The organism is Mesorhizobium sp. LNJC391B00, from assembly GCF_000502535.1.
In the GTDB taxonomy this organism is placed as follows: domain Bacteria; phylum Pseudomonadota; class Alphaproteobacteria; order Rhizobiales; family Rhizobiaceae; genus Mesorhizobium.
On sequence record NZ_AYWI01000011.1, the window covers coordinates 23,583 to 49,740 of the forward strand.

At 64.2% G+C, this 26,158-nt stretch carries 25 protein-coding genes; 13 read left to right on the plus strand and 12 right to left on the minus strand.

Going from position 1 to position 26,158, the window contains the following annotated elements:
• The first annotated feature begins 15 nt into the window (after window positions 1-15).
• Entirely contained in the window at window positions 16-1,029 is a 1,014-nt protein-coding gene (gene ftrA, locus X750_RS141580) for a transcriptional regulator FtrA (RefSeq protein WP_198021005.1), read from the plus strand.
• On the opposite strand, the gene X750_RS141575 is transcribed toward ftrA, so the two are convergent.
• Complete coding sequence (locus tag X750_RS141575; RefSeq protein WP_023748308.1) at window positions 1,026-2,165, minus strand: citrate synthase; 1,140 nt, start codon at window positions 2,163-2,165, stop codon at window positions 1,026-1,028. The genes ftrA and X750_RS141575 overlap by 4 nt on opposite strands.
• A gap of 93 nt (window positions 2,166-2,258) precedes the next feature.
• Here X750_RS141575 and X750_RS141570 point away from each other — a divergent pair, with 93 nt between their 5' ends.
• The 9 genes from X750_RS141570 (at window position 2,259) to X750_RS141535 (ending at window position 12,997) form a co-directional block, all read left to right on the plus strand.
• The gene (locus X750_RS141570; protein WP_023748309.1) at window positions 2,259-3,347 is read left to right on the plus strand and encodes a citrate synthase/methylcitrate synthase; all 1,089 of its coding nucleotides are present in this window, start codon (window positions 2,259-2,261) and stop codon (window positions 3,345-3,347) included.
• Between the two features lie 201 nt (window positions 3,348-3,548).
• Window positions 3,549-4,679 (plus strand): patatin-like phospholipase family protein, encoded by a 1,131-nt coding sequence (locus X750_RS141565; protein WP_023748311.1) that lies wholly within the window; start codon window positions 3,549-3,551, stop codon window positions 4,677-4,679.
• Window positions 4,680-5,197: 518 nt separating this feature from the next.
• Window positions 5,198-6,376 carry an efflux RND transporter periplasmic adaptor subunit gene (locus X750_RS141560; RefSeq protein WP_023748312.1) on the plus strand — a complete coding sequence of 393 codons (1,179 nt, stop codon included), beginning with the start codon at window positions 5,198-5,200 and terminating at the stop codon, window positions 6,374-6,376.
• A gap of 67 nt (window positions 6,377-6,443) precedes the next feature.
• Window positions 6,444-9,608, plus strand: a complete 3,165-nt coding sequence (locus tag X750_RS141555) for an efflux RND transporter permease subunit (protein WP_023742761.1) — start codon at window positions 6,444-6,446, stop codon at window positions 9,606-9,608.
• Between the two features lie 96 nt (window positions 9,609-9,704).
• Window positions 9,705-9,863 (plus strand): DUF3309 family protein, encoded by a 159-nt coding sequence (locus X750_RS1000000164975; protein WP_023685825.1) that lies wholly within the window; start codon window positions 9,705-9,707, stop codon window positions 9,861-9,863.
• Window positions 9,864-10,213: 350 nt separating this feature from the next.
• Window positions 10,214-10,630, plus strand: a complete 417-nt coding sequence (locus X750_RS141550; RefSeq protein ID WP_156932437.1) for a DOPA 4,5-dioxygenase family protein — start codon at window positions 10,214-10,216, stop codon at window positions 10,628-10,630.
• Between the two features lie 530 nt (window positions 10,631-11,160).
• Complete coding sequence (locus X750_RS141545; RefSeq protein WP_023748314.1) at window positions 11,161-11,769, plus strand: hypothetical protein; 609 nt, start codon at window positions 11,161-11,163, stop codon at window positions 11,767-11,769.
• The gene (locus tag X750_RS141540) at window positions 11,766-12,158 is read left to right on the plus strand and encodes a phage holin family protein (RefSeq protein WP_023693628.1); all 393 of its coding nucleotides are present in this window, start codon (window positions 11,766-11,768) and stop codon (window positions 12,156-12,158) included. The genes X750_RS141545 and X750_RS141540 overlap by 4 nt, the downstream gene beginning before the upstream one ends.
• Window positions 12,155-12,997: a DUF3618 domain-containing protein gene (locus tag X750_RS141535; protein WP_023715052.1), complete on the plus strand. Its 843-nt coding sequence runs from the start codon at window positions 12,155-12,157 to the stop codon at window positions 12,995-12,997. The genes X750_RS141540 and X750_RS141535 overlap by 4 nt, the downstream gene beginning before the upstream one ends.
• Before the next feature lie 276 nt (window positions 12,998-13,273).
• On the opposite strand, the gene X750_RS141530 is transcribed toward X750_RS141535, so the two are convergent.
• From X750_RS141530 to X750_RS141510, 5 genes are all read right to left on the minus strand, one after another.
• Window positions 13,274-13,519, minus strand: a complete 246-nt coding sequence (locus X750_RS141530) for a MoaD/ThiS family protein (protein ID WP_023684042.1) — start codon at window positions 13,517-13,519, stop codon at window positions 13,274-13,276.
• Between the two features lie 24 nt (window positions 13,520-13,543).
• Window positions 13,544-15,808 carry a xanthine dehydrogenase family protein molybdopterin-binding subunit gene (locus X750_RS141525; protein WP_023748315.1) on the minus strand — a complete coding sequence of 755 codons (2,265 nt, stop codon included), beginning with the start codon at window positions 15,806-15,808 and terminating at the stop codon, window positions 13,544-13,546.
• Window positions 15,805-16,287: a (2Fe-2S)-binding protein gene (locus tag X750_RS141520; protein ID WP_023684040.1), complete on the minus strand. Its 483-nt coding sequence runs from the start codon at window positions 16,285-16,287 to the stop codon at window positions 15,805-15,807. The genes X750_RS141525 and X750_RS141520 overlap by 4 nt, the downstream gene beginning before the upstream one ends.
• Entirely contained in the window at window positions 16,287-17,147 is an 861-nt protein-coding gene (locus X750_RS141515) for a xanthine dehydrogenase family protein subunit M (protein WP_023708567.1), read from the minus strand. Before X750_RS141515 ends, X750_RS141520 begins: the two co-directional genes overlap by 1 nt.
• Before the next feature lie 110 nt (window positions 17,148-17,257).
• The gene (locus X750_RS141510; RefSeq protein ID WP_023708569.1) at window positions 17,258-18,214 is read right to left on the minus strand and encodes an SDR family oxidoreductase; all 957 of its coding nucleotides are present in this window, start codon (window positions 18,212-18,214) and stop codon (window positions 17,258-17,260) included.
• A 95-nt stretch (window positions 18,215-18,309) separates the two neighbouring features.
• On the opposite strand from X750_RS141510, the gene X750_RS141505 reads away from it, so the two are divergent.
• Complete coding sequence (locus tag X750_RS141505; protein WP_023748316.1) at window positions 18,310-19,218, plus strand: LysR family transcriptional regulator; 909 nt, start codon at window positions 18,310-18,312, stop codon at window positions 19,216-19,218.
• Here the strand turns inward: X750_RS141505 and X750_RS141500 are convergent.
• From X750_RS141500 to X750_RS141490, 3 genes are all read right to left on the minus strand, one after another.
• The gene (locus X750_RS141500; RefSeq protein WP_023748317.1) at window positions 19,182-20,357 is read right to left on the minus strand and encodes an MFS transporter; all 1,176 of its coding nucleotides are present in this window, start codon (window positions 20,355-20,357) and stop codon (window positions 19,182-19,184) included. The two genes, X750_RS141505 and X750_RS141500, sit on opposite strands and share 37 nt — an antisense overlap.
• A gap of 157 nt (window positions 20,358-20,514) precedes the next feature.
• Window positions 20,515-20,823, minus strand: a complete 309-nt coding sequence (locus X750_RS141495; RefSeq protein WP_023748318.1) for a DUF1244 domain-containing protein — start codon at window positions 20,821-20,823, stop codon at window positions 20,515-20,517.
• Window positions 20,824-20,835: 12 nt separating this feature from the next.
• Entirely contained in the window at window positions 20,836-21,633 is a 798-nt protein-coding gene (locus X750_RS141490; protein WP_023706261.1) for an N-formylglutamate amidohydrolase, read from the minus strand.
• 246 nt (window positions 21,634-21,879) lie between these two features.
• Between X750_RS141490 and X750_RS141485 the strand changes: the two genes are divergently transcribed.
• Together X750_RS141485 and pyk are read left to right on the plus strand one after the other, a co-directional pair.
• Window positions 21,880-22,368: a DUF1036 domain-containing protein gene (locus tag X750_RS141485; protein WP_023673118.1), complete on the plus strand. Its 489-nt coding sequence runs from the start codon at window positions 21,880-21,882 to the stop codon at window positions 22,366-22,368.
• On the plus strand, window positions 22,365-23,810 hold the full coding sequence (pyk, locus tag X750_RS141480) for a pyruvate kinase (RefSeq protein WP_023673117.1): 1,446 nt from the start codon (window positions 22,365-22,367) through the stop codon (window positions 23,808-23,810). The genes X750_RS141485 and pyk overlap by 4 nt, the downstream gene beginning before the upstream one ends.
• Before the next feature lie 8 nt (window positions 23,811-23,818).
• On the opposite strand, the gene X750_RS141475 is transcribed toward pyk, so the two are convergent.
• The 3 genes from X750_RS141475 to X750_RS141465 form a co-directional block, all read right to left on the minus strand.
• Entirely contained in the window at window positions 23,819-24,283 is a 465-nt protein-coding gene (locus tag X750_RS141475; RefSeq protein WP_023733031.1) for a hypothetical protein, read from the minus strand.
• A 7-nt stretch (window positions 24,284-24,290) separates the two neighbouring features.
• Window positions 24,291-25,355, minus strand: a complete 1,065-nt coding sequence (locus X750_RS141470) for an alpha/beta hydrolase (RefSeq protein ID WP_023706263.1) — start codon at window positions 25,353-25,355, stop codon at window positions 24,291-24,293.
• 165 nt (window positions 25,356-25,520) lie between these two features.
• Window positions 25,521-26,102: a hypothetical protein gene (locus tag X750_RS141465; protein WP_023706264.1), complete on the minus strand. Its 582-nt coding sequence runs from the start codon at window positions 26,100-26,102 to the stop codon at window positions 25,521-25,523.
• Window positions 26,103-26,158 lie beyond the last annotated feature (56 nt).

Sequence of the window (26,158 nt, forward strand, 5' to 3'; positions counted from 1 at the left end):
TTGCAGCTGGCAGCTTTGCCATATATCGTCAAGATCATGCCATCCTCTGCGAATCCGCGCCCTGCCAACCCTCTTGTCGTTGCCGTTGCCTATGACGGGCTGTGCACGTTCGAGTTTGGCGTGGCGGTTGAGATCTTCGCCTTGCCCCGGCTGGAAATGGGTGAGGATTGGTACCGTTTTGCGGTTGCCGGTATTGATACCGGTGAAATGCGCGCGCTGGGCGGCGTGCGTATTGTTGCCGACGGCGGGATCGATCTGATCGGCCAGGCCGGCACGGTGATCGTACCGGGATGGCGCGGAACGGAGGCTCCGGTGCCGCCGGCGCTGATCGAGGCGCTTCGAAAGGCACACGAGCGCGGCTCTCGCATTCTTTCGATCTGTTCGGGCGTGTTCGTGCTTGCCGCCGCCGGCCTGCTTGCGGGCAAAAGAGCGACCACGCATTGGCGCTACAGCGAGAAGCTGACGGAGATGTACCCCGACATCACCATGATTCCGGACGTTTTGTACATCGATGAGGGCAATGTGCTGACATCGGCAGGCAGTGCCGCGGGCATCGATCTTTGCCTGCATCTGGTTCGGCGCGACTTCGGCACCAAGGCTGCAAACATGGTGGCGCGCCGCCTGGTGGTGCCGCCGCATCGCGACGGCGGCCAGGCGCAGTATGTCGAGAGTTCCGTACCCGAGCCACATGAGCGCAGCCGGCTTGGACCGTTGATCGACAGGATGCGCGCCGATATTTCTGCCGACTATCCCGCCGCCATCTTGGCCGAGCTTGCCGGGATGAGCGAGCGGACGTTCCTGCGCCGGTTCGCGGCCGCGACCGGCGTCACGCCGGCGCGCTGGCTGCTGTCGGAACGGCTTTCGCGGGCGCGCACGCTGCTGGAAGACACCGCCATGCCGATCGAACGGATTGCCGAGACCGCCGGCTTTGGCGCGGCAGGCACGTTGCGGCATCACTTCCGCCGGCAATTCGCCACGACGCCCGTCGCGTACCGTGCGCGGTTCGGGAACACGGCCAGGTCGGATTAAGTCACGCGTCCCCCATAGCGGCCACGCGGCCTGATGATGCTGCCGCTAATGATCTGTTCGACCATATGCGCGGCCCAGCCGACACTGCGTCCGAGCGCAAACAGCTGGAACGGTGCATCGCGCGGCAAGCCAAGGCCGCGCGTTAGTGTGGCCAGGGCGAAGTCGATGTTGGGCTGGGCCCCGGCCGCCGCCATGGCGGCTTTTTGCAGCTGTTGCAGTGTCTCGTCGACAGGGATGACTGCCAGAAGTGCGGTGGCACGGGGATCGCCGTCGGGATAGAGCGGATGGCCGAACGCCGGCAAGGGCCGGTCATGGCCGAGCCAGCGCCGGATCGCCGCATCCGCACCGTGGGCTGCTGCATCTTCAGCCAGTTGCATCACCGCTTCGCCGGCACCACCGTGGCGCGGGCCGGACAGCGTTGCCAGGCCGGCCAGCAGGCATGCGGCAGGCGAGGCGCCTGTGGACGCTGCGACGCGGGCGGCGAAGGTCGATGCGTTGAGTTCATGATCGGCGAGCAGGACGAGGGCGCAGCGGATCGCTTCCGCGCCGGCATCATCCACCGACCAGCCCTGCGCCAGGCGCTTATGGACGGGCGCTGTGCCGGCTTCAGCGCCCAGCGACTGCGCCAGCGCTCCGACTGTGCGCGCGGCCTCGGTGCACAGCGAGGCGGCGCTGCGTCCTAGCGAAAGCCGCCCGTGGCCTGCAAGCATGGCAAGCTGCGCAAAGGCCGAGGCGCGGCCGACTGGATGAGGCGCTTCAGATGACGGAGCTTTGAAAGCCACCGGTTCAGGCGAGGCCCAGAGCACAGCAGCGGTTTCCTCCAGCGTCGCCGCTTTGGAGAGCGCAACGGCGTCTTGCCCTCGATAGATCAGTCGACCGTGCAGCACAGTCGAAATCGCGGTGACAATCGAGGGTTCGCCCCAGGCGATCGCACTCTCGGCGATGGCCGAGGGACTGCGGCCCCGCGCCCGGCGGGTCGCCAATGCCGCGATGTCGTCGGCGCGGTACTGGCTGCGGCGCGGGTCGCTCTCATCCGGCCGCATGCCGATGCGGCCACGGCTGACATAGGCGTAAAGCGTCTGTGGCCGGATCTCGAGCCTTCCCAGCGCCTCTTCCCGCGACAGCCATTCGGACATTTTTAGCCCATACATTGATTATATTGATCAAGATTGATCTAGGCGCAGCCTAACCCTTATCTCGCATACAGAAAAGCTGCAAGGAGGCGAGATATGGCGAACGGGCTCGATGATGTGGTGGCGGCGGAGACCGTGCTCTCCGATGTCGATGGCCTTGGCGGCCGCCTGACGATCCGCGGTCATTCGCTGCCGGAATTGGCGGGACGCTGGCGCTATGCGCAAGTGGTTCGCCTGTTGCTCGACGGCTTCTTCGACGGCCTTCCCGGCGATGCCGAACTGGCAGCGAGGCTGGGCAAGGCTCGCGTCGAGCTGTTCGAGCGGCTTGCACCCTCGCTGCCGCAGCTCGCACCGCTTGAGATCTATGGCGCCATGCGCGCCGGCATGGCGCTGCTGCCGGATGGCGAGACACCGACGGACGCCTTGCGGCTGATCGCGGCGCCCGCTGTGCTGACGCCGGCTCTGCTGCGCCTGGCGCGTGGCGAGCAGCCGATCGCACCTGACGCGAAGGCCGATCATGCCGCCGACATGCTGAGGATGCTCGAGGGATCCGTCCCGTCGCCGGCGCTGGCAAGGGCACTCGACACTTATCTGGTCACCGTCTGCGATCACGGCCTCAACGCCTCGACCTTCGCCACCCGCGTCGTCGCTTCGACGCTGGCAGGGCTGACATCGTCGGTGCTGGCCGGGCTCGGCGCGCTCAAGGGGCCGCTGCACGGCGGCGCGCCCGGCCCGGTGATCGAGATGCTGGATGCAATCCAGGCGCATGGCGACGCGGCCGGTTGGCTGCGCGAGAAGGTCGCGCATGGCGAGCGCATCATGGGTTTCGGCCACCGTATCTACCGCGTGCGCGATCCGCGCGCCGATGTGCTGAAGGCCGTCGTGCGGCAGCTCGGCAGCGAGGGTGAAGCCGGCCGCCGCCTGGCCTTCGCCGAACAGGTCGAGCACACGGCGCTCGAAGTGCTGCGGATCGCCAAGCCGCAGCGCTCGCTGCAGACCAATGTCGAGTTTTACACAGCGCTTGTGCTTGAGGCGGCTGGCTTTCCGCCACAGGCGTTCAGCAATGTCTTTGCCGCCGGACGTGTCGCCGGCTGGATCGCGCATGCGCGCGAACAGCAGACGACGGGGCGGCTGATCCGTCCACAGTCGCGCTATGTCGGGCCGGTGCCGGACCTCGTGGCCTGAGGCCCGCCTGTTTCGGTGGAGCAGCCCCTTCAAAGCGGGGCTTTCTTCATGACCGAAATTTCATGTGATCACGCGACCGTGTTCGTGTTCTTGCCTTCGTCATCCCTTATATGCTGCGCTGCAACATAAGTCCGCTGCAGTCGAACCCTCCCGATTCCCGGGCGGGTTGTGGCAGCAGCGACCAAACCGAACAGGAACGCCATGACCAAAAACGGCAAGGCGGAGGAAACGAAAAAGATCAACATTGCGCTGCAGGGAGGCGGCTCGCACGGGGCTTTCTCCTGGGGCGTACTCGACCGGCTGCTGGAGGATGGCAGGCTCGACATTTCAGCCGTGTCCGGCACCAGCGCCGGCGCGATGAATGCGGTGGCGCTGGCCGATGGTTTTGTGCGCGGCGGCGTCGAGGGTGCACGGCAAAAGCTCGACGACTTCTGGCGCGCGGTGGCGGCCAAGGGCCGCTTCAGCCCGGTGCAGCGCATGCCGTGGGACGTCGCCTGGGGCAACTGGTCGATCGAGAACACGCCCGGCTATTTCTTCTTCGACACCATGTCCCGAGTGTTTTCGCCCTATGTCGCCAATCCGCTGGGCTTGAACCCGCTGCGCGACGTGGTCGAGCAGGAGATCGATTTCAAAAATGTTCACGCCTGCAAGTCGATGGAGCTGTTCATTTCGGCGACCAATGTCGAGACCGGCCAGCTGCGCGTCTTTTCCGATGGCGAGATCGACCTCGACACGGTGATGGCCTCGGCCTGCCTGCCACAATTGTTCCGCGCCGTCGAGATCAAGGGCGTGCCCTATTGGGATGGCGGCTATGGCGGCAATCCGGCGCTGTTCCCGTTCTTCAAGACGGCGGCGACCGAGGATGTGCTTTTGGTGCAGATCAATCCGGTGGTGCGCGAAGGCACGCCGAGAAGCGCCAACGAAATCCAGAACCGCATCGACGAGATCACCTTCAATGCCGGGCTGCTGAACGAATTCCGCTCGATCGCCTTCGTCAAGGAGCTGATCGCCGCCGGCCGGCTGCCGCGTGGCGAATACCGCGACATCCGCATGCACCGCATCGATGCCGACGAGGCGTTCAAGGATCTGTCGGCGTCGTCCAAGGTCAACGCCGAATGGGCTTTTTTGACCTATTTGCGCGACCTTGGCCGCATAGCGGCGAGCGACTGGCTGGAGGAGAATTACGACGCCGTCGGCAAGCGGCCGACGCTCGATCTTTCCGGCGAACTCGATGACGGCTTCAAACCGGTGCGCGGGCCGGCACCGGGACGGCGGGTGAAGGAATTCCTCGCCGCCCGCAAGAAGCCGGACGCGGAACGCCGGCGGGCCTGAGTCCGCCCGGATCGATCAAGACGATCAGCGAAGTGTTCGGAAAATCGGAGTAGCGCCGATGACTTTCCGTCCCGGAACAACCGTTGCGTGTGACGGTATACAAAATCATACTGACGCCTGCTGCCATTCACTGAGTGGCTACGCAGGTCGCGCCCACATTTGAGCGTCAAAAACTAGTGCGGGCACAGGGGGGTATCAGTGCTCAAAACGCCTTGAAAACAAAGCGCCTCCAACACCCGTATGGTTCCGAGACTGTCGTTCTGTCGCCTGACGGGGCGCCGACAAAACCGTTTTCGTTGGCCACACTACATCGCCTGGCACAATGTTCCTGCAACTTTTCGACTGTATTGCGATGCAACTTTGATGTAGAAGCGCGGCTTCGCCGTTCACGGCAAATTGAACACGGCCTGGCGCGCACCCATATCGGCGACGCGCCCGAGTTGGAAGACACGGTAGCTGTTAGACGACGGACTCCTGTTGGATAACGACTTGGCCGAACCCCGCAGTGGAAAAAAATGATGCCGAAGATCAGGTTTCACAAGCTTGCCGCTATTGTCGTGCTCATCGGCTTCGCCGCCTGGATGGGAACAGGCGCGTTCTCGTCGGTCGGCAGCGCCGCTGTCGAAGGTGCTGGCAAGGCAGGCGATCAGGCCAAGCCGGGCGATCAGGCCAAGGCGCCGGATGGAGCCAAGACCGCCGAGGCCGAACCGAAGGCGCCGCTGCGCACCGTCGCTGTGGTGACGCCGCCGCGCAAGACCTATGCCCGCGCCATCCGCATTTCCGGGCTGACCGAGGCCGACAAGCGCGCCGTGCTGGCGACGCGCGTCGCCGGCGTCATCGAAAAGCTGCCGGTCAAGCAGGGCGATCACGTCAAGACCGGCGACCTGGTGCTGATGTTGGCGGCCGAAGAAAAGATCTCGATGGTCGACAGTGCCAGGCAGCTCGTCGCGCAGCGCCAGGCTGAACTCGACGCATCGCTGCGGCTCATGAAGACCGGCAATCTGCCCAAGCTGCAGCTCGACACGGCGCGTTCGAACCTGACCGCTGCGCAGTCGCAGCTGGAAACGGCGCAGGCCGAGCTCGACCGCAATCTGGTCAAGGCGCCCTTCGACGGCGTCATCGACCGGGTGCCGGTGGAGCTCGGCAGTTCCGTCATGCAGGGCGGCGAGGTGGCAACCATCCTCAAGCTCGATCCGGTGATTGCGCGCGGCGAAGTCAGCGAACGCGACCTCGGCTATCTCAAGCTCGGCGACAAGGCCACTGTCCGGCTGGTCAGCGGCCAGACCGTCGAAGGCACGGTGCGCTACATCAGCCGCGACGCCTCGTCGGCCACCCGAACCTTCCGCGTCGAGATCGCCGTGCCCAATGCCGATGGCTCCGTGCCGGCGGGCATGACGGCCGAGATTTCGCTCAGCGCGCAGCCGACCGATGCCGTCATGTTGCCGCGCTCCGTGGTGACGCTGGGCGACAAGGGCGACCTCGGCATCCGTGCCGTCGACAAGGACAACAAGGTGGTGTTCTTCCCGATCGACCTGGTCGACGACTCGCCGAAGGGGCTCGTGCTTGGCGGCATTCCCGCCGATGCCCGCGTCATCGTCGCCGGCCAGGAGCTCGTCAAGGAAGGCGACGTCGTCAAGCCGGTCGAGGCCGACCAGGCGACCATCCAGAAACTGTTGGGCGAAGCGACAACGCAGTAGCGCCGGAGCGGCCCCGGCCGGAGCCGTCCCCGCCGCAATGCGGCTCCTGAAATCTTGAGAACAGGCCATGGATATCGTCAAACTCGCGATCAACAATGCCCGGCTGACCATTGCGGTGCTGGTCTTCCTGCTGCTGGCGGGCTGGGTCGCCTATCAGTCGACACCGAAGGAAGCGGAACCCGACGTTCCTACCCCTTATGTTTATATAAATGTCGCCTATCAAGGCATTGCGCCCGAAGACGCTGAAAGACTTCTGCTTAGGCCGCTGGAGGCAAAGCTTAAGAGTCTTAAGGGGTTAAAGGAGATGAAATCATCCGCCTATCAGGGCGGCGCCTTTGTCTTTCTTGAGTTTCTGCCGTCTATAAAAGTCGACACCGCGGTGACAGATACACGCTCGAAGGTTCAGGACGCGAAGGCTGACCTGCCCCAAGCGGCAGAAGAACCGGTTGTTACCGAGGTCAACATTTCCGAGTTTCCCGTCCTGGTCGTCACGCTGTCCGGCGATGTGCCCGAGCGTGTGCTTACGGCGGCGGCGCGCGAACTGCGCGACCGCATCGAGGAAGTACCGGGCGTTCTTGAGGGCACCATACAAGGCGCGCGCGACGATCTTGTCGAAGTCGTCATCGACCCGATGAAGCTGTCCTCCTACGGCCTGCAGCTCGACCAGTTGATCGGCGCGGTCGGCGCTTCCAACAGCCTGGTCGCCGCCGGCAATATCGAGGGTTCGGAAGGCAAATACGCGGTCAAGGTGCCGTCGCTGATCGAAACACCAGAGGATGTGGCGTCGCTGCCGGTGGTTGCCGGACCCAATGCCGTCGTCCAGGCCAAGGACATCGCCACGATCCGGTCGACCTTTGCCGATGCCACGACCATCACCCGCCTCAACGGCAAGCCGGCCATCGCCATTGAAGTCAAGAAGCGCATCGGCGCCAATCTGATCGACACGCTGGCCAAGGTGCGGGAAGTGTCCGACGCCTACGTCAAGACCATGCCGGAAGGCATGAACATCACCTACACGCAGGACAAGTCCGTCTTCGTCAACCAGCTGCTGGGCGACCTGCAGAACCACGTGATGATCGCCGTCATCCTGGTGTTCATCGTCATCCTCTATGCACTGTCGGGACGCGCCTCGCTGCTGATCGGGCTTGCCATTCCGTCATCCTTCCTCATCGGCATCCTGCTGCTTGCGATGATGGGCTACACGATCAACATGATCGTGCTGTTCAGCCTTATCCTGGCGGTCGGCATGCTGGTCGACGACGCCATCATCGTCACCGAATTCGCCGAAAGGCGCATGGGCGAAGGCATGCCGAAGGCGGAAGCCTTCACGCTGGCCGCCAAGCGCATGGCCGGTCCGGTCATCGCCGCGACGATGACGCGCATCGCGGCGTTTTCGCCGCTGCTGTTCTGGCCCGGCATCATCGGCGACTTCATGAAATACATGCCGATCACGCTGATCGTCACGCTGTCGGCCTCGATGCTTTATGCGCTGGTGTTCGCGCCGACGCTGGGCGCGCTCTTCGCCAAGGCGCCGGAGCATCACGAGGAACACAATCGCGACGGCTGGTACATGGCGCTGGTCAAGCAGGCGGTGCGCTTCCCCATCACCGTGCTGGTGCTTACCGCCGTGCTTTTGACCGGCGTTGGCTTCGCCTATTCCAAATACGGCGCCGGCGTCGAGTTCTTCCCCAGCGTCGAGCCCGACTACGGCCTGCTCTATGTGCATGCCCGCGGCAATCTCTCGCTGGCCGAAATGGATACGGCAACCAGGATCGCCGAAAACCGGCTGCTCGGCTGGCCCGGCGTGAAATCGGTCTACACCCGCGTCGGCAAGACGCAGGGCGGCGGACAGGACGTGCCGGAGGACGTCGTCGGCGTCATCCAGTATGAGTTCATCGACTGGCGCGAGCGCAAATCGGCGAACAATATCCTGGATGAGCTGCGCACCGTCATGGCCGGCATTCCCGGCGTCGATGTCGAAGTGCGCGTGCCGGAGGCCGGTCCTCCCACAGGCAAGGCGGTCCAGCTCCGGCTTTCAGCCATCGATCCAAAAGGGCTTGACGACCAGGCCCGTGCGGTCGCGGCGCGCATCGCCAAGGTGCCCGGCGTCATCGACGTTTCCGACGGCCTGCCGCCGCCCGGCGTCGACTGGGCGCTCGAGGTCGACCGCGCCAAGGCGGCGCAGTACGGCATCAGCCCGACCGCGGTCGGCACCGTGGTGCAGTTGGTGACCAATGGCTTGAAGCTCTCGGAATATAGGCCCGCCGGCGCCGACGACGCCGTCGACATCAGGCTGCGCCTGCCCGAAGACCGGCGCACGCTGTCGACGCTCGATGAGCTCAGGGTGCAGACCGCGCAAGGCTCGGTGCCGATCTCCAACTTCGTCGTGCGCAAGCCGGAGCCGACGGTCGGCATCCTCAACCGCATCGACGGCGCCCGCACCGTGGTCGTCCAGGCCAACGTCGCCGCCGGTAACCAGGTCGCGGCGGTGCAGGCGGAGGTGACCAAGGCGGTCACCGACATGAAGCTCGACAGCGGCATACGCTGGAAGCTGGCCGGTTCCAACGAGGACAGCGCTGAAGCCAGCGCCTTCCTCGGCAAGGCCTTCGGTGCGGCGATCTTCCTGATCTTCCTGGTGCTGCTGATGCAGTTCAACAAGTTCACCAGCGTGCTTCTGGTGCTGTCCTGCGTGGTCATGGCGACGATCGGTGTGTTCCTGGGGCTGCTGCTGACAGGCGAAGCCTTCGGCATCGTCATGTCGGGCATCGGCGTCATCGCGCTGGCCGGCGTGGTGGTGAACAACAACATCGTGCTCATCGACACCTATGACCGGCTGCGCGAAGAGGGCTGGGACAAGATGGAGGCGGTGCTGCAGACCTGCCGCGAACGTGCCCGCCCGGTGGTGCTGACGGCGGTATCGGCCATCCTCGGCGTGCTGCCGATCGCCTTTGGTCTTGGCCTCGAAATCTTCCATCACGAGACGACGATCAACGCGCCGTCGACGCAATGGTGGATTTCGCTGTCCTCGGCCATCGTCTTCGGCCTGTCCTTCGCCACGCTGCTGACGCTGGTGGTGACGCCGTCGATGCTGATGATCTTCACGCGCAGCAAGAACAGCCGCTTCTACGCGTTCTTCCGCCGGCTGTTCGGCCGCGACAAGAAGCCCGATGCGCCTGTGGGGCCGAGCCCGCTCGATGAACCGGCAATCGCCTTCCCGAAAGCCGCGGAATAGCTGCATTCAACCAGTCGGACAAAAGGCCGTCCGGAACAACCGGGCGGCCTTTTGCATTGTCCCCTCATATCCGACCAGCAAGGCGAGGGACTCTTAATGACCGTCAGCACCATCCTCATCATCGTTTTGATCCTGATCCTGATCGGCGCCGTACCGGCCTGGCCGCACTCACGCTCCTGGGGTTATGGGCCGTCGGGCATCGCCGGCGCTGTGCTTGTGGTGCTGCTGATCCTGGTGCTGATGGGCAGGGTTTGATCGGAGCCTGAGATATCGGAGATTAGCGTTTCCTCGCCCCACGAAGTGCAGGCAATAGGCATACGGCGGTGCCAGCCCCCACTCCGGCCGCTGCGCGGCCACCTCTCCCCCATGTCCATGGGGGAGAGGAAATGCCAAGCTTTTCAAGGCAGCGATCTTGGCGATTAGCATTTCCTCTCCCCCACGAATGTGGGGGTAGAGGTGGCTGGGCGAAGCCGAGACGGAGTGGGGGAGCTCCATATGCGATTGGCCCGAAATCGAGATGACGAGCACACGCTGGGTCCCCCTTGGCCACCCCGCCCGCTTGCGTATACGCTGCCCGCACCACAATCACCGAGGGAGCCATCAAGGTGAACACCGCCAGCCCGCCAAGGCCTCTCGCCGAGATCGCCAGCTATCACGCCCACATCTACTATGACGGGCAAGCCGAGCGGCAGCACGCCGAATGGCTGCGCCTGCGCATCGGCGAACGTTTCCGCGTGCGCCTCGGCAACTGGCGCGACGAGCCGGTCGGCCCGCACGAGCAGGGCATGTACCAGGTCTCCTTCGCCACCGAGATTTTCGCCACGCTGGTTCCCTGGCTGATGCTGAACCATGGCGGCCTCAGCATCCTCATCCACCCGAATACCACCAACCCCAAGCGCGACCATCTGGTCGATCCGATCTGGATCGGGCGGCCGCTGGGGGTGCATGGGGATGTGCTGGGTGAGGAGGACGAGGCGGAGGAGGCGCTGGAGGTGAACACGGAGCCGACGCTGGGGGCTTAGGGAGGCGTTCTGCAAAGTAGAGACTTGGCCTTGGAGACGCGTTCGCCAGTAGCCTAGCTCAGGCATGCATGACAGGCCGCTTTGCGCCTCAAGCCGTATCCTATGCCTTCATCATTGCTTCGTCGAAGGTGCCGAACCAGCGCGGGGCCGTTGGAGCGATGGACCGTCAATTGATGGCAAGGGAGAGTTCTCCTTGGTCGCCGGTACGCCGAGGCGGGGTCGCCGAATAGGCAAAGATTGCAATAGAGGAGGCAGCCGGCACTCGTTCCCGCAGGGTCGGGCGCACCCGTTCGGACGGAGCAACTGGCGCTCCGCACGAGGGACAGGGCAACTCACTGGTGACTGGGTGCGTGCCTGACGAAGCTCTTCGTTTCGGCTGAGATAAATGCTCTCACTTACGGAACATCGCAGGTTCGTCGAAGTTGGAAAGCCACGGAGGACGTGCACATGAACAGTGTAATCTATCTTATCGGCCTTATCGTCGTCGTGCTCGCGGTCCTCTCCTTCCTCGGTTTTCACTAGGTGGCCTCATGCAGCATGAGAAGGATCAGGGCGGACAGCCCACCGATTTCGACAAGGCGAAAAGCGACGTCTCCGAAAGACTTCGCCAGGAAAATGAGCGTGCCAGCGAGTTGCTTCACGACGCGCGGGACGAGGTGACCCGCAAGGCTGGCGACTATGCATCTGAAGCCACGCAGGTCATCTCCGACAAGGCGGAGGAGGCGCAGCGCGACATCGGATCGAGCTTGGCGGCGTTGGGTGGTGCACTGCGAGCGGCCAGCGATCACCTTGCCAGCAACGATGAAAGGAACGCATCGAAGTTCGCTTTGGATGCTGCCAGTGGCCTTGAGCGGCTTTCATCGTCCTTGAAACAGAAGCCCTTTAGCCAAGTCCTTGATGACGTGCAGTCCTTCGGCCGGCAAAATCCCGGTGTCCTGCTTGCGGGATCGGTGTTGGCCGGATTGGCTCTCGGGCGGTTCATCAAGGCTTCTCCGCCGGCAAGGCCCGATTCTGAGGCCGCTCCGGGAAGCCTCAAATCACACACCGATCAGCCACAGGGTTGGTCCGCTGATCGTCCACAAGATTTTGGCGTGGTCGGCGATGATGGGGCCACGCAGATCGCGGAGCAGGACAGATGAATAACCAGGACAATCCCAGCCTTGCCGGGCTAGTCACCGATTTGGCCCAGAATGTCACCACTCTGGTGCAAACCGAGGCGAGGCTGTTTCGGGCCGAGCTCTCTGAAAAGCTTACCAAAGCCGGAGCAGGTGCCGCGGAAGTGCTGGGCGGCGCGATTTGCCTGCTCGCCGCGCTCTTGGTGTTGCTGCAGGCGCTCATTATCGCACTGACGCGGGCAGGGCTTGGCGCGGGGTGGTCTTCCCTGCTGGTCGGTGTGGTCGTGGCGGTCCTCGGCGTCATCCTGCTGCGGACCGGGACGGCCAGCATGGCGCCTTCGGAACTTACCCCCGACCGGACCCAGGGACAGCTGAAGCGCGACGCGAGCGCGATTAAGGAACAGGTGAGATGAAAGAGAAATCCGCAGCCGAACTTGAACGCGAGGCCGAGGCGGCTCGCGCCCGGGTGATGGAGACCGCCGAATCCATTCGAGGCAAGATGACGCCGGGACAATTGCTGGATGAGTTCACCGGGCTGTTCTCGGGAGGGGAGAGCGCGGCCATGCTCAGCAATCTCAGAACGCAGGTCCGAGACAATCCTTTGCCGGTCACCATGGTGGGCGCAGGTCTGGCCTGGCTGATGTTCGGCAGCGGTGCCTCAAACACCGCCCACCGTTCGGCTGGCTATCCATTGCCTTCAGCGCCGGGACGACATGATGTAGCAGGGGAGCGCGGCGGTTTGGGCGGCACGCTGTCCGACGCCGCGGAATCGCTCTCCTCGAGCGCTACCAGCGTCGGCGACACCATATCGAGCACCGCAAGAGCCGCTGCGGCGGGTCTGACGGGAAGCGCTGCCAATGCAAGCTCGACGACTGGGGACATGGCGGCGAAAGCCAGCCGCTCCGCGCAAGATCTGTTGGAGGACCAACCCTTGGCCGTAGCGGCCGTCGGTCTCGCCATCGGCGCCGCTATAGGTGCAATGCTGCCCCATACCGCAACGGAGGACGAGCAACTAGGCGCCTATGGCGACAAGCTTCGCGATTCCGCCGAAACTTTGCTCAATAGGGGCCTCGATGAGGCCAAGCAGGTCGCCGCCGAAGCCTATGAGACCATCAAGCAGGAAGCTGGCCGGCAAGATATGGAAGCAGACACGATAGCCGATCAGCTCGGCGAGATCGTGAAGTCCACAGCAGACAAGACCGAGCATGCCGTGCGCGAACGAATTTCCGATACGTCTCAGCGCCAAACCTAGCTTGATGATCCTGGATCAACGATAGCCGGCCTCTCCAGAAAGGGGCCGGTGTTGTCCGTCAAACGGTGACCCGCTCGAGTCACTTCAGAGCCGTGTGCGGACTGATGTCCCTTGCCGATAGTAATCCAGCGGATCAGGTTCTCTGGATTGTTGGCCAACCCGCCGCCGATAAGACGCGGTCAGCAAAACTGGCATCTAGGCGAGGACCGACATTGCACTTGAAGTTCGCAGACCGAGGATGCCGGTCCGCTCTGGGACGTAGGGCGACACCCCACTTCACCCCCCAGCCAGCCGCGGCAGCAGAAAAATCTCCGCCCCCGGCGGCAGTTCCTTCGACCACGTATCGCGATAAATCGTCCCGTCGATCGCCACCGCGATGCCCTTCTCGATCCAGGGCTCGATGCCGGGATACTGTTCAGCCAGTTTCCTGAACAGCTCCCTGATGTCCTTGGCCTCGACCTCGACCTTGCTCTGGCCGCCGGCGAGCTGGCCCAGCGCGCCCCAGAGCGTCACTTCGACCATTAGGGCAAGAACCTCATTTTTGCCCTAGCCTCCCCGTTCCGCCTCGATCGCGGCGAGGACCCTTGGCGGCGACATCGGGATGTGGGTCATGCGCACGCCGGCGGCGTTGGAGACCGCGTTGGCGATCGCCGCCAGCGGCGGCACGATCGAGGTTTCGCCGACGCCGCGCACGCCATAGGGGTGGTTGGGGTTGGGGATCTCGAGGATCTGCGTGTCGATCATCGGCAGGTCCGAGCAGACCGGGATGCGATAGTCGAGGAAGCCGGCATTCTGGAGGCGCCCGTCCTTGCCGTAGATATACTCCTCGTTGAGCGCCCAGCCGATGCCTTGCGCGGCGCCGCCCTGGTACTGGCCCTCGACATAGGTGGGGTGCACCGCCTTGCCGGCATCCTGGATCACCGTGTAGCGGATCACCCTGGTCGAGCCGGTATCGGGGTCGACCTCGATGTCGCATATATGGGTGGCGAAGGAGACGCCGGCGCCGTCGGCGACGAGCTCGCTGTGGCCGGCGATCGGCCCGCCGGTCTTGCCGGAAGCGGCGGCGATCTCCTTCAGCGACAGGGCTGCAAGGTTGCCGTATTTCTCGCCCTTGGCGATGGCGTGGCCGTTTTCCCAGACCACGTCGTCGACGGGGATGTCCCACGTCTGGGCGGCGCGCTCACGCAGGATCTTGATCGCGTTGCGGGCGGCCGAGATGGTCGCCATCGAGGACGAGAAGGTGCCGCGGCTGCCGTCGGTCATGTCGTTGTAGCCAAGCGAGGACGTGTCGGCGACCACCGCCTTGAGCTGGGCATAGTCGATGCCGAGCTCCTCCGCCGCCACCAGCGACAGCGACGCGCGCGAACCGCCGACATCCACCGTGCCGACGGCCAGCGACACCGAGCCGTCCATGCCGATGTTCAGGTCCACGCAGGTCTGGCCGCCGAAGTTGAACCAGAAGCCGCAGGCCATGCCGCGCCCCTGGTTCTTGCCCAGCGGCGCCTTCATGTGCGGATGGTGCTTGGCCGCCTCCAGCGTCGGGCCGATGCCGATCGGGCCGTAGACCGGGCCGTAGGAAGAGCGGGTGCCTTCCTGCGCGGCGTTCTTGATGCGGAACTCGACCGGATCCATGCCAAGCTCCTTGGCCAGTTCGTCGACGGCGCTTTCCACCGCGAACGCAGCCATGGGTGCCGAGGGTGCGCGATAGGCCGCAGTCTTCGGTCGGTTGACCAGCACTTCGAAGCCGACCGTCTGGACGTTATCCAGCTTGTAACAGGCGAACGCCGTCATGGCGCCGATCTCGGCCCAGGTCCCGGCATAGGGGCCGCTGGTGTAGCGCAGCGTCGCTTCGGCGGCAGTGATGGTGCCATCCTTGCGGGCGCCGATCTTGACGTCGATCGAGGTCGCGCTGGTCGGACCCGAGGCGCGGAACACCTCGTCGCGGGTCATCACCAGCTTCACCGGCCGGCCTGCCTTGCGCGACAAAGCGAGCGCCACCGGCTCGGCCCAGACATGGGTCTTGCCGCCGAAGCCGCCGCCGATTTCAGACGAGGTGACGCGCAGCTTCGAGGCTTCCAGCCCGAGCAATTGCGCACAATGCTGGCGGTAGACGAAATGGCCCTGCGTGCAGACCCAGAGGTCGGCGGTGCCGTCGGACGAGACGCTCGCCACGCAGGCATGCGGCTCGATATAGCCCTGGTGCGTCTGCTCGGTCTTGAAGGAGCGCTCGACGATGACATCGGCGTGGCCAAAGCCCTGATGGACATCGCCATGGCCAAACTGGCTGCGCTTGGTGACGTTGGACGGCTTTACCGGCTTTTCCTCGAGACCCTCGGTGAAGATGGTGTCGTTGATCAAGGGGGCGGTGTGCTTCATCGCCTCGTCGACATCGGTGACATGCGGCAACAGCTCGTATTCGACCTCGATGAGCTTCAGCGCCTGCCTGGCCGTGCGGGCATCGACGGCGGCGACCGCGGCCACGGCGTGGCCGTCATAGAGCGCCTTGCCGCGCGCCATGCAATTGTCGAGGACGTCGTACATGGCGGCATCGCCATCGGTGAGATCGGGCAGGTCGGCGGCGGTGATCACCGCTTTCACGCCGGGGAGCTTTTCCGCCTTCGAGGTGTCGATCTTGAGGATTTTCGCGTGGGCGTGCGGGCTGCGCAGAACACGCCCGACCAGCTGTCCAGCCATGTTGAAGTCGGCGCCGTAGCGGGCGCGTCCGGTCACCTTGTCGACGCCGTCGGGACGGATAGGCCGCGTGCCGACGGATGAGAATTTGCGGCCCGAAAAGCGTGGATCGAAGTTCATGCGTGTGCTCCCTTCATCACGTTGGCCGCATCCTGCACCGCGCGCACGATCTTGTCGTAGCCGGTGCAGCGGCAGAGGTTTCCGGCGAGGCCGAAGCGGATTTCTTCCTCGGTCGGATCGGGGTTCTTGGCCAGGAGGTCCTTCGCCGCGATCAGGAAGCCCGGCGTGCAGATGCCGCATTGCAAGGCTGCGTGTTCGAGGAATTTCTGCTGCAGCGGATGCAACTGATCGCCATGCGCCATGCCTTCGACGGTCTCGATATGCCGGCCTTCGGCTTCAGCGCCAAGCACAAGGCAGGAGCAGACCAGCCGATTGTCGAGAATGATCGAGCAGGCGCCGCAGTCGCCCGTGCCGCAGCCTTCCTTGGCGCCGGTCAGGCCGAGCCGATCGCGCAGGACGTCGAGCAACGTCTCGTCGGGCTGGCAAAGGTATTCGACGTGATCGCCGTTGATTGTCGTTGAAACTGCTACACCGGCCATCATTTGCCTCCTGCGCGTGCGTAGGCGGTCGTCGCGGCCCGTCCGGCCAGCACGCCCGCAACTTTTCGTCTGAACTCGATGGTACCGCGCTTGTCGTCGATGGGGCGGCAGGCCCCAGCGCAGATCTTGGCGAGCCGCTCAAGTGCCGCCTCATCCAGCTTCCTGCCGATGAGAGCCTCGGCTGCTTCTTCCACCAGAAGCACGGTCGGGGCCGCGGCGCCCAGCGCGACGCGGGCGGCTGTTATGACGCCATGCTCGTCGAGCGTCAGCTTCACGCCGGCGCTGACCACCGCGATGTCCATCTCGGTGCGCGGAATGAATCTGAGGTAGGCGTCGCCCGAACGCGGCGCGCGCTTGTCGAGCAGGATCGCCTCGACGATCTCACCCTTGGTGAGCGAGGTCTTGCCAGGCCCGATCGGCACAGCCTCGACCGGAATGGTGCGCTTGCCCGAGGGACCGGCAACCGCGGCCTTTGCGGCGGCGGCCACCAAGGCCGGGACGCTGTCGGCGGCCGGCGATGCGTTGCACAGATTGCCAACGATGGTGCAGCGGCCCTGGACCTGCTTGGAGCCGATCAGCTTCGCCGCTTCGACGACACCGGGCCAGGCCTTCTTCAGAACCGAGCTCTCGCCCAGGACGGCGCAGGGGACGGCGGCGCCGATGCTGAAGCCGTCGGCCGTCTCCCTGATCTCGCTCAAGCCCTCGATCGCCTTGATGTCGACGATCAGGTCGGGATTGACAAACCCGCCCTTCATCCGAACGAGGAGGTCACTGCCTCCAGCGAGAATGGCTGATGTGCCGGAAGCGTCGGCCAGCAGGCCAACGGCGTCTTCGATTGAAAGCGGACGTATGTAACGCATCGTCTCCCCTTGGTGATGGTGATCTCGCCGACCGTTATAAACAGTCTCCTCATAATGACCATCCGGTTGCTGATTTCCAGCGATTGGGCCAGCACCGCGAGAGATTTTGTCTAGGCGGCGTCTTTTGCACGGTCGAGGCTGATGCCGATGTCCTTCAAGGCCTCGGCCACGGCCTCGTCCAGCGGGGTGTGCGGGACTTCGCCGATGATGCCTTCCAACCGGTCGGACACGAGCCGGTGCGGTTCGAAGCGCAGATAGGACATCGAGACGATCTCGCGCCACATCGCCACGAACGGGCTGCCGGCGCGCAGCACCCACCAGGGCATGAAGGTCAGTTTCAGCGGGCGGCCAAGCGCCTTCTCGGCCGCGGCCTTGATGTCCATGTCGGTGACGGCGTGGCCGGGGAAGTTGAGCGTCTCAAAGAAGCCGAGCTTGCCCTGATTACGCGCCAGGCCGACGAAGCCGATGGCGAAGTCCGGCAAATAGGCCCATTCGTGCACGAGGTTGGCGGGGCCAGGCGCTGTGTAGACGTCCTTGTTCATCTTGGCGGTGACGACGAGGTCGAACCATGATCCGCTGCCGGTGCCGCCGAAGAAATCGCCGGCGCGCAGGATGATGGTGCGGACGCGGCCGGCATTGGCCTCGCGGCGAAACAGCGCTTCCATGGCGCAGCGGATGCGGCCCTTCTCGGTGGTCGGGCGGAACGGCGTGTCTTCCGTGACGAGCTGAGGCATCGGCGAGCCGTAATTATAGACGGTGCCGGGGAAAAGTTGCAGCGCGCCATTGGCATGGCAGGCGGCCATGACGTTCTCCGCCATCGGCAGGCATTTGCCCCAGTCGGTGTAGATCGGGTTGAGACCGTTGAAGACGATGTCGACACCCTGCGTGGCGCGGATCAGCGCCTCGCGGTCGAGTGCATCTCCGGTGACGGCGGTGGCGCCCTTGAGTTCGGCCGGCACCTTGCCGGTGCGGGTGACGGCGCGGACGTCGAAACCGGCGTCGATGAAGGCCTTGCCAACCACGCGGCCGAGCCGGCCATTGGCGCCTAGAATTGCGATCTTGGTCATTTTTCTTCTCCGTGTCTGTGTTTGCACGGCGAATATGATGCGTTCATACGCGAATGAAAATTGACTATGGATGCAGATTTGTTATTCATAAATGAATGGAAGACATCGACTGGAACCTGATCAAGAGTTTCGTCACCGTGGCGGAGACCGGCAGCCTGTCGGCCGCGGCGCGCAAACTGTCGGCCAGCCAACCGACGCTCGGGCGTCACATCGGTGAGCTCGAACAGGCGTTGGGCGTCACCTTGTTCCGGCGCGGGCGGCGCGGCTATGCACTGACGGAAGCAGGCGCCACGCTGTTCGAACGCGGCAGAGCGGTGAGCGAGCAGGCGAGCGCGTTCTCACTATTGGCATTGGGCTCGGTCGAGGCGATCGAAGGCACGGTGCGCATTGCCGCCAGCGAGGTGGTGGCGGCCTATGTGCTGCCGAGGATGACGGCGCGGCTCGGCATCGAGGAACCCGGCATCGAGGTCGAGATCGTCGCCTCGAACCAGGTCGAGAACCTGCTGCGAAGGGATGCCGACATCGCCATCCGCATGGTCAAGCCGGCGCAGAACGAGCTGACGGCGCGCAAGGTCTGCGATATCAAGCTCTGCTGCTGCGCGGCGAAATCCTATCTCGACAGGCACGGACGCCCGCTCAAGCCTGCGGACCTTCTCGACCATCCGCTGATCGGCTTCGACCGCAGCGACGAGATGATCCGGGGCTTTACCCAGGCCGGCATCCCCGTCACCCGAAGCAGTTTCCGCTTCAGGACCGACAACCAGATCGTTCTGTGGGAAGCGCTGCGGGCGGGAAACGGCGTCGGTCTTGGCCAGGAGCCGCTGGCGGACAGCGACCCGTCGCTGGAGAAACTGCTGCTCGGCCTGCCACTGCCCAGCCTGCCGGTGTGGCTGGCCATGCATCGCGACGTGCGCACCAGCGTGCGCATCCGCCGCGTAGCGGATTTCCTCTACGAGGAGCTGAAGCGCTATTCGGCGGGGGCGGCCGCGAATTCGGCGCGGTGAGCGAGCCCGGCCATCAACAGCACGACGACCAGCAGCGCCGACATGGCGACGAAAATCGGGCCGAAGCTCGAATGCTCGGCAACGAAGCCGATCGCCGACGGCGCCACCAATATACCGGAATAGCCCATGGTGGTGACGACGCTCATGCCGGTGCCCGACGACATGCCTTCCTGATTGCCGCCGGCCGAGAAGATGATCGGCACCATATTGGCGATGCCGAAGCCGCACAGGGCAAAAGCCGCGATGGCGATCCAGGGCGAAGGCGACAGGCCGGCGACCAGCATGCCGGCGGCGGCGACCACCGCCGAGCCGCGCAGCGTGGCCACCGCGCCGAAGCGGTTGCGCACGCCGTCGCCGAAAAAGCGCATGACAGCCATGACGCCGGAGAAGGCGGCGTAGGCAAGGCCGGCGATGGCGAGGTCGGCGCCGAGCTCCTGCCGGAGATAAAGCGCTGCCCAGTCGAGCACGGCGCCCTCGGAAATCATCGTCAGCAGCGCCATCAGCCCGACAAGATAGACCAGCGGGTTGGCCGGCAGCGTTAATCTGTGATGCTCGGCGGCCTGCGGCTTGTCCTCGGCGATGAGGTAGCCGACCGCCACGGCAATGACGGCAAAAGCTATGACCGTGACCACAGCCGCATGGGCGAGGTGGCCGTAAGTCTGGATGGCGTAACCGCCCAGACCGCCACCGGCGAAACCGCCGAGGCTCCAGAAGCCGTGCGAGGACGACATGATGGCGCGGGACAGCCGGCGCTCGACCACCACGGCATTGGCGTTCATGGCGACATCCATGCCGCCGATCGAGCCGCCGAAGATGATCATGGCGATCGCCGCCAGCGGCACGTTGGGCGCCAGCGCCACGATCAGCAGGCCGAGGCTGCCGCACAGGCCGAACCAGCGCAACACGGCGCGCGAGCCATGCCTGGAGATCAGATGGCCGCACCAGCTCATGGCCGCGACCGCGCCGACGCCGAACAGAAGGATCAGCAGACCGAGGGTGAATTTCGAGATGTCGAGCCGGGTCAGGAACACCGGAATCTGCGGCGCCCAGCTGCCGGTCAGGAAGCCGTTGGCGAGGAAGATCGCGGCTACGGCCCATCGCCCCTGAAGGGCGCTCTGCATGGTGTCTTGCGCGTTCATGGCCCGAATCCGGTCAAGGAATGGCTTTGCGCGGCAAATTAGATCGATTCAATTTCTCGTCAAGCGCCTTTCTCTTCGTCATCCTACGGTTTCCGCGACGTCGCTTCGCGACTGCTCCACCCTAGGATGACGAAGTCGCGTAGGGCCTAGCCAATCGTCAATGATCCCTCGGCCGCCTCGCCTCGAATTCCGCCTTCTTGGCGTCCGAAGCCTCGGTCTGGTTCAGCGCCTGCCATTGCGCATAGGGCATGCTGTAGACGATTTCGCGCGACTGGTCCTTGCCGAGATCGACGCCCTCAGCCTCGGCCGCTTCGCGGTACCAGTTCGACAGGCAGTTGCGGCAGAAGCCGGCGAGGTTCATCAGGTCGATGTTTTGCACATCGCTGCGCTCGCGCAGATGCTCGACCAGCCGGCGGAAGGCCGCGGCCTCGAAATCGCGTTTCTGGTCATCGCTGAGTTCGGTCATTGCCTTGGATCCTCACAGCGGCCCGGTGCGCGAGCCGAACATCTTCACCTGATGTATATCGGGACGGCGGTCGATGGCGTCAACGATCGGCGCCAGCCGTTGCGCCCAGGCCAGCGCCCCCTTGCTGTCTGATATCAGGTCCTGGCGAATCTCGATCAGCGCATGGGCAAAGCCGTTGACGATGGCGTGCTTGAACATGGTGTCGCCACGCAACGCGCCGTCATAAGGTTCATTGTCGCCGACGACGAGGTTTTTATCCTGCGCCAGCATGTCGATCAGCGGCCGCGCCACGCGGTCGTCGAGGTCCCACAATATGCCGACATGCCAAGGGCGGATGAAGCCCTGCATGACAGGGGTGAAGGAGTGTACGGAGAAGATGAACGGCGCTTTGCCTGAGGCGTGCGCCACCGACGCGATCATGGCGCCGACCGCGTCCTGATAAGGCCGGTAGAAGCCGTCGAGCCGCCTTTCGCGTTCGGCCGGTGCCATGGGATAGTTTCCCGGCACGACGGTGCCGTCATAGAGCTGGCGGATCAGCGTCGGGTCGTCCTCGCCGCGATTGGGATCGATCAGCAGCCGCGAAAAATTGGCGATCACCGCCGGCACGTCGAGCGCTGCGGCAAGTTCGCGCGTCACCGTCTCGACACCGATGTCGTAGGCGATATGGCGATCGAGTTCCGCCGCCGGCAGGCCTAGACTGCCATACTCCTCCGGCAGGTCGCGGCGGGCATGGTCGGCGACAAGCACGATGCCTCGCTTGCGGTCGCCTTCGACAATATCGAAAGGCGCGAAAACTGTGGATCGGGTCATTGGCTGGAAAGGTCTGTTCGCTGGCTTCCGGGGAGGGTGGTATCGTCATTCCCACGAAGAGGACTGTTGCGCAATGCCGTTGTTTGGCCACGGTTTCTGCGAAAATCCCGTGACGCGCGGCAGATCGCGTGTCGGGGGCCTTTCTAAATCGATTGGAATTGGACAGAACGGCGCGTTGACATGCGCCCGGACTTTTCCGAAAAGGGGCGTTGAGAGATGCAGATGACGTTATTGAGGGGTTTCGGGATGGGTTCCGCCGGCAGGCCGCGTGCGCGCACCGCCTTTGCCGTGCCGCTCCTGACCCTGACGCTAGGGCTCACCGCGCTGGTCGCGGCTTCGCCCGCCCGCGCCGATTTCCGCGTCTGCAACGCCACGCAGAACCTGGTCGGCGTCGGCATCGGCTACCGCGCCAAGGCAGGCTGGATCACCGAGGGGTGGTGGCACATCGAAGGATCGAGCTGCAAGACGCTGATCGAAGGTCCGCTGTCATCGAGGTTTTACTATCTTTATGCAGAAGACGCCGAGCGCGGCGGGCGCTGGGATGGCCCGATCAACATGTGCGTGGCTGAAAAAGAGTTCAAGATCGCAGGCGTTACCGATTGCGTCGCTCGGGGCTTCCAGCGCGCCGGATTCCAGGAATATGACACGGGCGAGCAGGCAAGCTGGATGGTCCAGCTGACCGATGAGTCCACAACGGGAGGCGCTCCAGCCGCCCCGGGAACAAACAGTCAATGAGACGTAGCCGCAAGGTCAAGATCCTCGCCACCATCGGTCCTGCCTCCTCGTCCGAGGAGATGCTGCAGAAGCTGTTCGAAGCCGGCGCCGATGTCTTCCGCATCAATATGAGCCACACCGATCACGAGTTGATGCGCACGCTGGTCGGCCGCATCCGCGCGGTCGAGGAGAAAGTTGGCCGTCCGATCGGCATCCTGGCCGATTTGCAGGGACCGAAGCTGCGCGTCGGCAAGTTCGCCAACGGCAAGGAGGTTCTGACGCCGGGCCAGACCTTCACCCTCGACAACAATCCCGAGCCCGGCACGTCGACCCGGGTCTACCTGCCGCATCCCGAAATCCTGAGCTCGGTCGAGGCCGGCCACCGTCTGTTGATCGATGACGGCAAGCTGGAGCTCAGGGCGGTGAAGAGCGACGGCAAGTCTATCACCTGCACCGTCGTCGCCGGCACCACCATTTCCGACAAGAAGGGCGTCAGCCTGCCCGACACCGACCTGCCGGTCGGTGCGCTGACCGAAAAGGACCGCAAGGACCTCGATGCGGTGCTGGCGGAAAGCGTCGACTGGGTGGCGCTGTCCTTCGTGCAGCGGCCGGAGGATTTGGCGGAAGCCCGCAAGATCGCGCGCGGCCGGGCACTGATCATGGCCAAGATTGAAAAGCCGCAGGCCGTCGCCCGGCTGGCCGAAATCATCGAACTCTCCGACGCGCTGATGGTCGCCCGCGGCGATCTCGGTGTGGAAATGCCGCTGGAAGCGGTGCCCGGCATCCAGAAGCAGATCACGCGCGCCGCGCGCCGCGCCGGCAAGCCGGTGGTGGTCGCCACGCAGATGCTGGAATCGATGATCACCGCGCCGGTGCCGACCCGCGCCGAGGTGTCCGACGTGTCGATCGCCGTGTTCGAGGGCGCCGACGCCATCATGCTTTCAGCCGAATCCGCTGCCGGCGCCTATCCGGTCGAGGCGGTGGCGATGATGAACCGCATCGCCACCAAGGTCGAAACCGACCCGACCTATGCCGGCATCATCAACGCGCAGCGCTCGGAACCGGAAGCAACCGGCGCCGACGCCATTTCGCTCGCCGCCCGCGAGATTGCCGAGACTCTGAAACTGTCGGCGATCATAACCTATACGGCGTCGGGCACCACGGGCCTGCGCGCCGCGCGCGAGCGGCCGCAAGTGCCGATCATCGCGCTGTCGCCGATCCTCAACACGGCGCGGCGGCTGTCGCTCTTGTGGGGCACGCATTGCGTCGTCTCGCCCGACGCCAGCGACCTCGACGACATGGTCGACCGCGCCTGCCGCATCGCTTTCGAAGAGGGGTTCGGTCAGCCGGGCGACCGCGTCATCATCACGGCGGGCGTGCCGCTGAGGACGCCGGGTTCGACCAACATGCTGCGCATCGCCTATGTCGGGTCGGACGTGCAGGCCACCCGCAACATAGGTTGACAGAGGCTTCAACTCATCACAGTTCGCAGCGCTCTTGCCGCACCTTCGGCGTGATCGATACGCTGAAGGAAGCGGTGTGCGCGAGGGATTGGGTCATAGAGATACTGATCCGGGCCGCGCATCTTTCGCCGGTTGAGGTCGGCGGTGTCGAGCAGGTCGAAATCGACCCTTTCCAGCGTGCAGTGCCAGCCTGCGCTATGCGAAGCCCATCCCCTTCCGTGGTGCTGCAGAAGCCGCTCTCGGCTGGAATAGCCGTGATAGTCGAAGGCGATCACGCCGTTCGTCATGTAGATATGGTTGCCGTAGAAATCCTCGCCCGGAATGATCCGTTCGCCGCAGAATCCGTCCAGGGGAGGATGGCTGAGGAAGGTGCCCGCAAGGATGTGGCAGGCGCCGTAGCCGAAGAAGATGCTATCCGGTAGCGCCCAGAACGCTTCGGGGTTTTTCTTGATTCCGTACTTCAGGACATACATGCGGCCGTCACGTCGGGGCGAGTTGCGCGTCGGGCACCGTAATGTCGGGGCACTGTGCATCGTTGTACGCATCGCCGGCGATGCGTGCTTCCACGGTTTTTGCCATTGCCTGCAGGTCGACGACCTTGCCGGCGACTTTCTCGATCGCGCCGACGACGAGGTCGGAGGCGATCCAATCCGGCTTGTGGCCGAGATTGTGGACCCAGATCAGTTCGGCGCCGGGGATGTCCCTGACCAGGCCGACCGAATGGATCGAGGCATAGACCACCTTGTCGCGGTCGCCCGAGATGACGATGGTCGGCGCTGTGATGTCGCGGTAATGCGGCGCGGCCTTCAGCGTATAGTCGTAGAGGCCGGCGACATCGATGGCGTTGGCGCGGAAAGCGCCGGGACGCAGCACCAGCGGAATCGAGGCATTGCCGACATAGCCTTCCGGCACCTTGTTGGGAGAAAACACGCAGGCCGTGGCGCCGTCCATCTGCAGCGTGCCTGCCGGATAGGTCAATGTCTCCGAGAACAGCCAGCCGATGATGGGGGTGGCGGTCAGCTTGTAGTACCAGGCGGTCGCGCCGCCCGGCCAGGGGTGGCTGACCGGCGACAGAAAGACCAGCCCGAGCGTCTTCTCCGGGTGTTCGCGGCCAAAGGCGGCGGTGATCACGCCGCCAAACGAATGGCCGACGATGATCGCCTTGTGGATGCCGAGACGGTCCATCAGCCTGGCGATGGTGTCGGCCTGCCCCGACGGGCTCTCATTGCCGGGGCCGCGCGCCGACCAGCCGAAGCCCGGCCGGTCGAGGAAGACCATCTCGGCGCGGCCTTCGAGCAAAGGCCTGATCGGCAGCATCTGATCCCTGAGGTTGGCGCTGGCGCCATGGATGAAGACGATCGCCGGCAGCTCGGCATTTTGAGGCGCCGGTACGTGGACATAGTGGATGCGGGTGGCGTCGATGTCGGCAAATTCGCCGGCCGGCGGGTTCCGCCACTCGATCAGCCACGTGCCGGCGCGGGTGACACCGGCCAGGGCAAAGACGAGCGCGAGGAGCAAAGCACAGGCGGCGTAAATGAGGTTCATGCGCGGAGATACGGGGGTGGAGGGGGATAAGTTCTAGGGAGTAGGGAGTAGGGAGTAGGGAGTAGGGAGTAGGGAGTAGGGAGTAGGGAGTAGGGAGTAGGGAGGTGGCGTCTCGACCAATCTTCTCTACTGACTACTCACTAATCCCTAATTCCTACTGCCTAATCAAATTCCTTCGCCGGCAAGCTCTTCCGAAATTGCCGCGACCTGGTCCTGGGCGCTGCGCATCATCGGATAGATGGTAAGCACCTTCTGCCAGGCTTCGAGCGCCGATTGCTTGTGGCCGGTGGCGGCCATGATCTGGGCCAGGCCGGAAAGCGCGCCGAAATGGCGTGGTTCAAGCTGCAGCGTCTGGTCGATGTCGGACATCGATTTCCCGAAATTCTTCATCATGTAATGGACGGTGGCGCGCCGGTTCCAGCCTTCGGCATATTTTGGCTGCAGGATGACGACCTGGTCGAGGAAGTCGAGGGCGACGTCGAACTTCTGGTCGTCAATCGCCTTTTGCGACCATTGCATCATCAGGTCGATCGAGGCGCTGCCGGACTGGAACCATTCGCCCCAGATGCGCCCGGCGATGCGCTCGGCCGCCTTTTCGTTGCGCTCGCGCTTCAGCTCGGCAAACAGTTGGTCGAGCCTGGCTTCCCTGGTCAGGGCAACCGGCGGCTTTGCCGGCGGATCGTCCGCCGACGCCGGAGTGACGCCGAAAAGAAAGAGGGTGGCCAAAAATGCAAAAAGAATCCGCATCGCCGGAATCTAACCCCGGACGGCGGATCGTCAAACTGAAATTAGCGTGAAAGTGC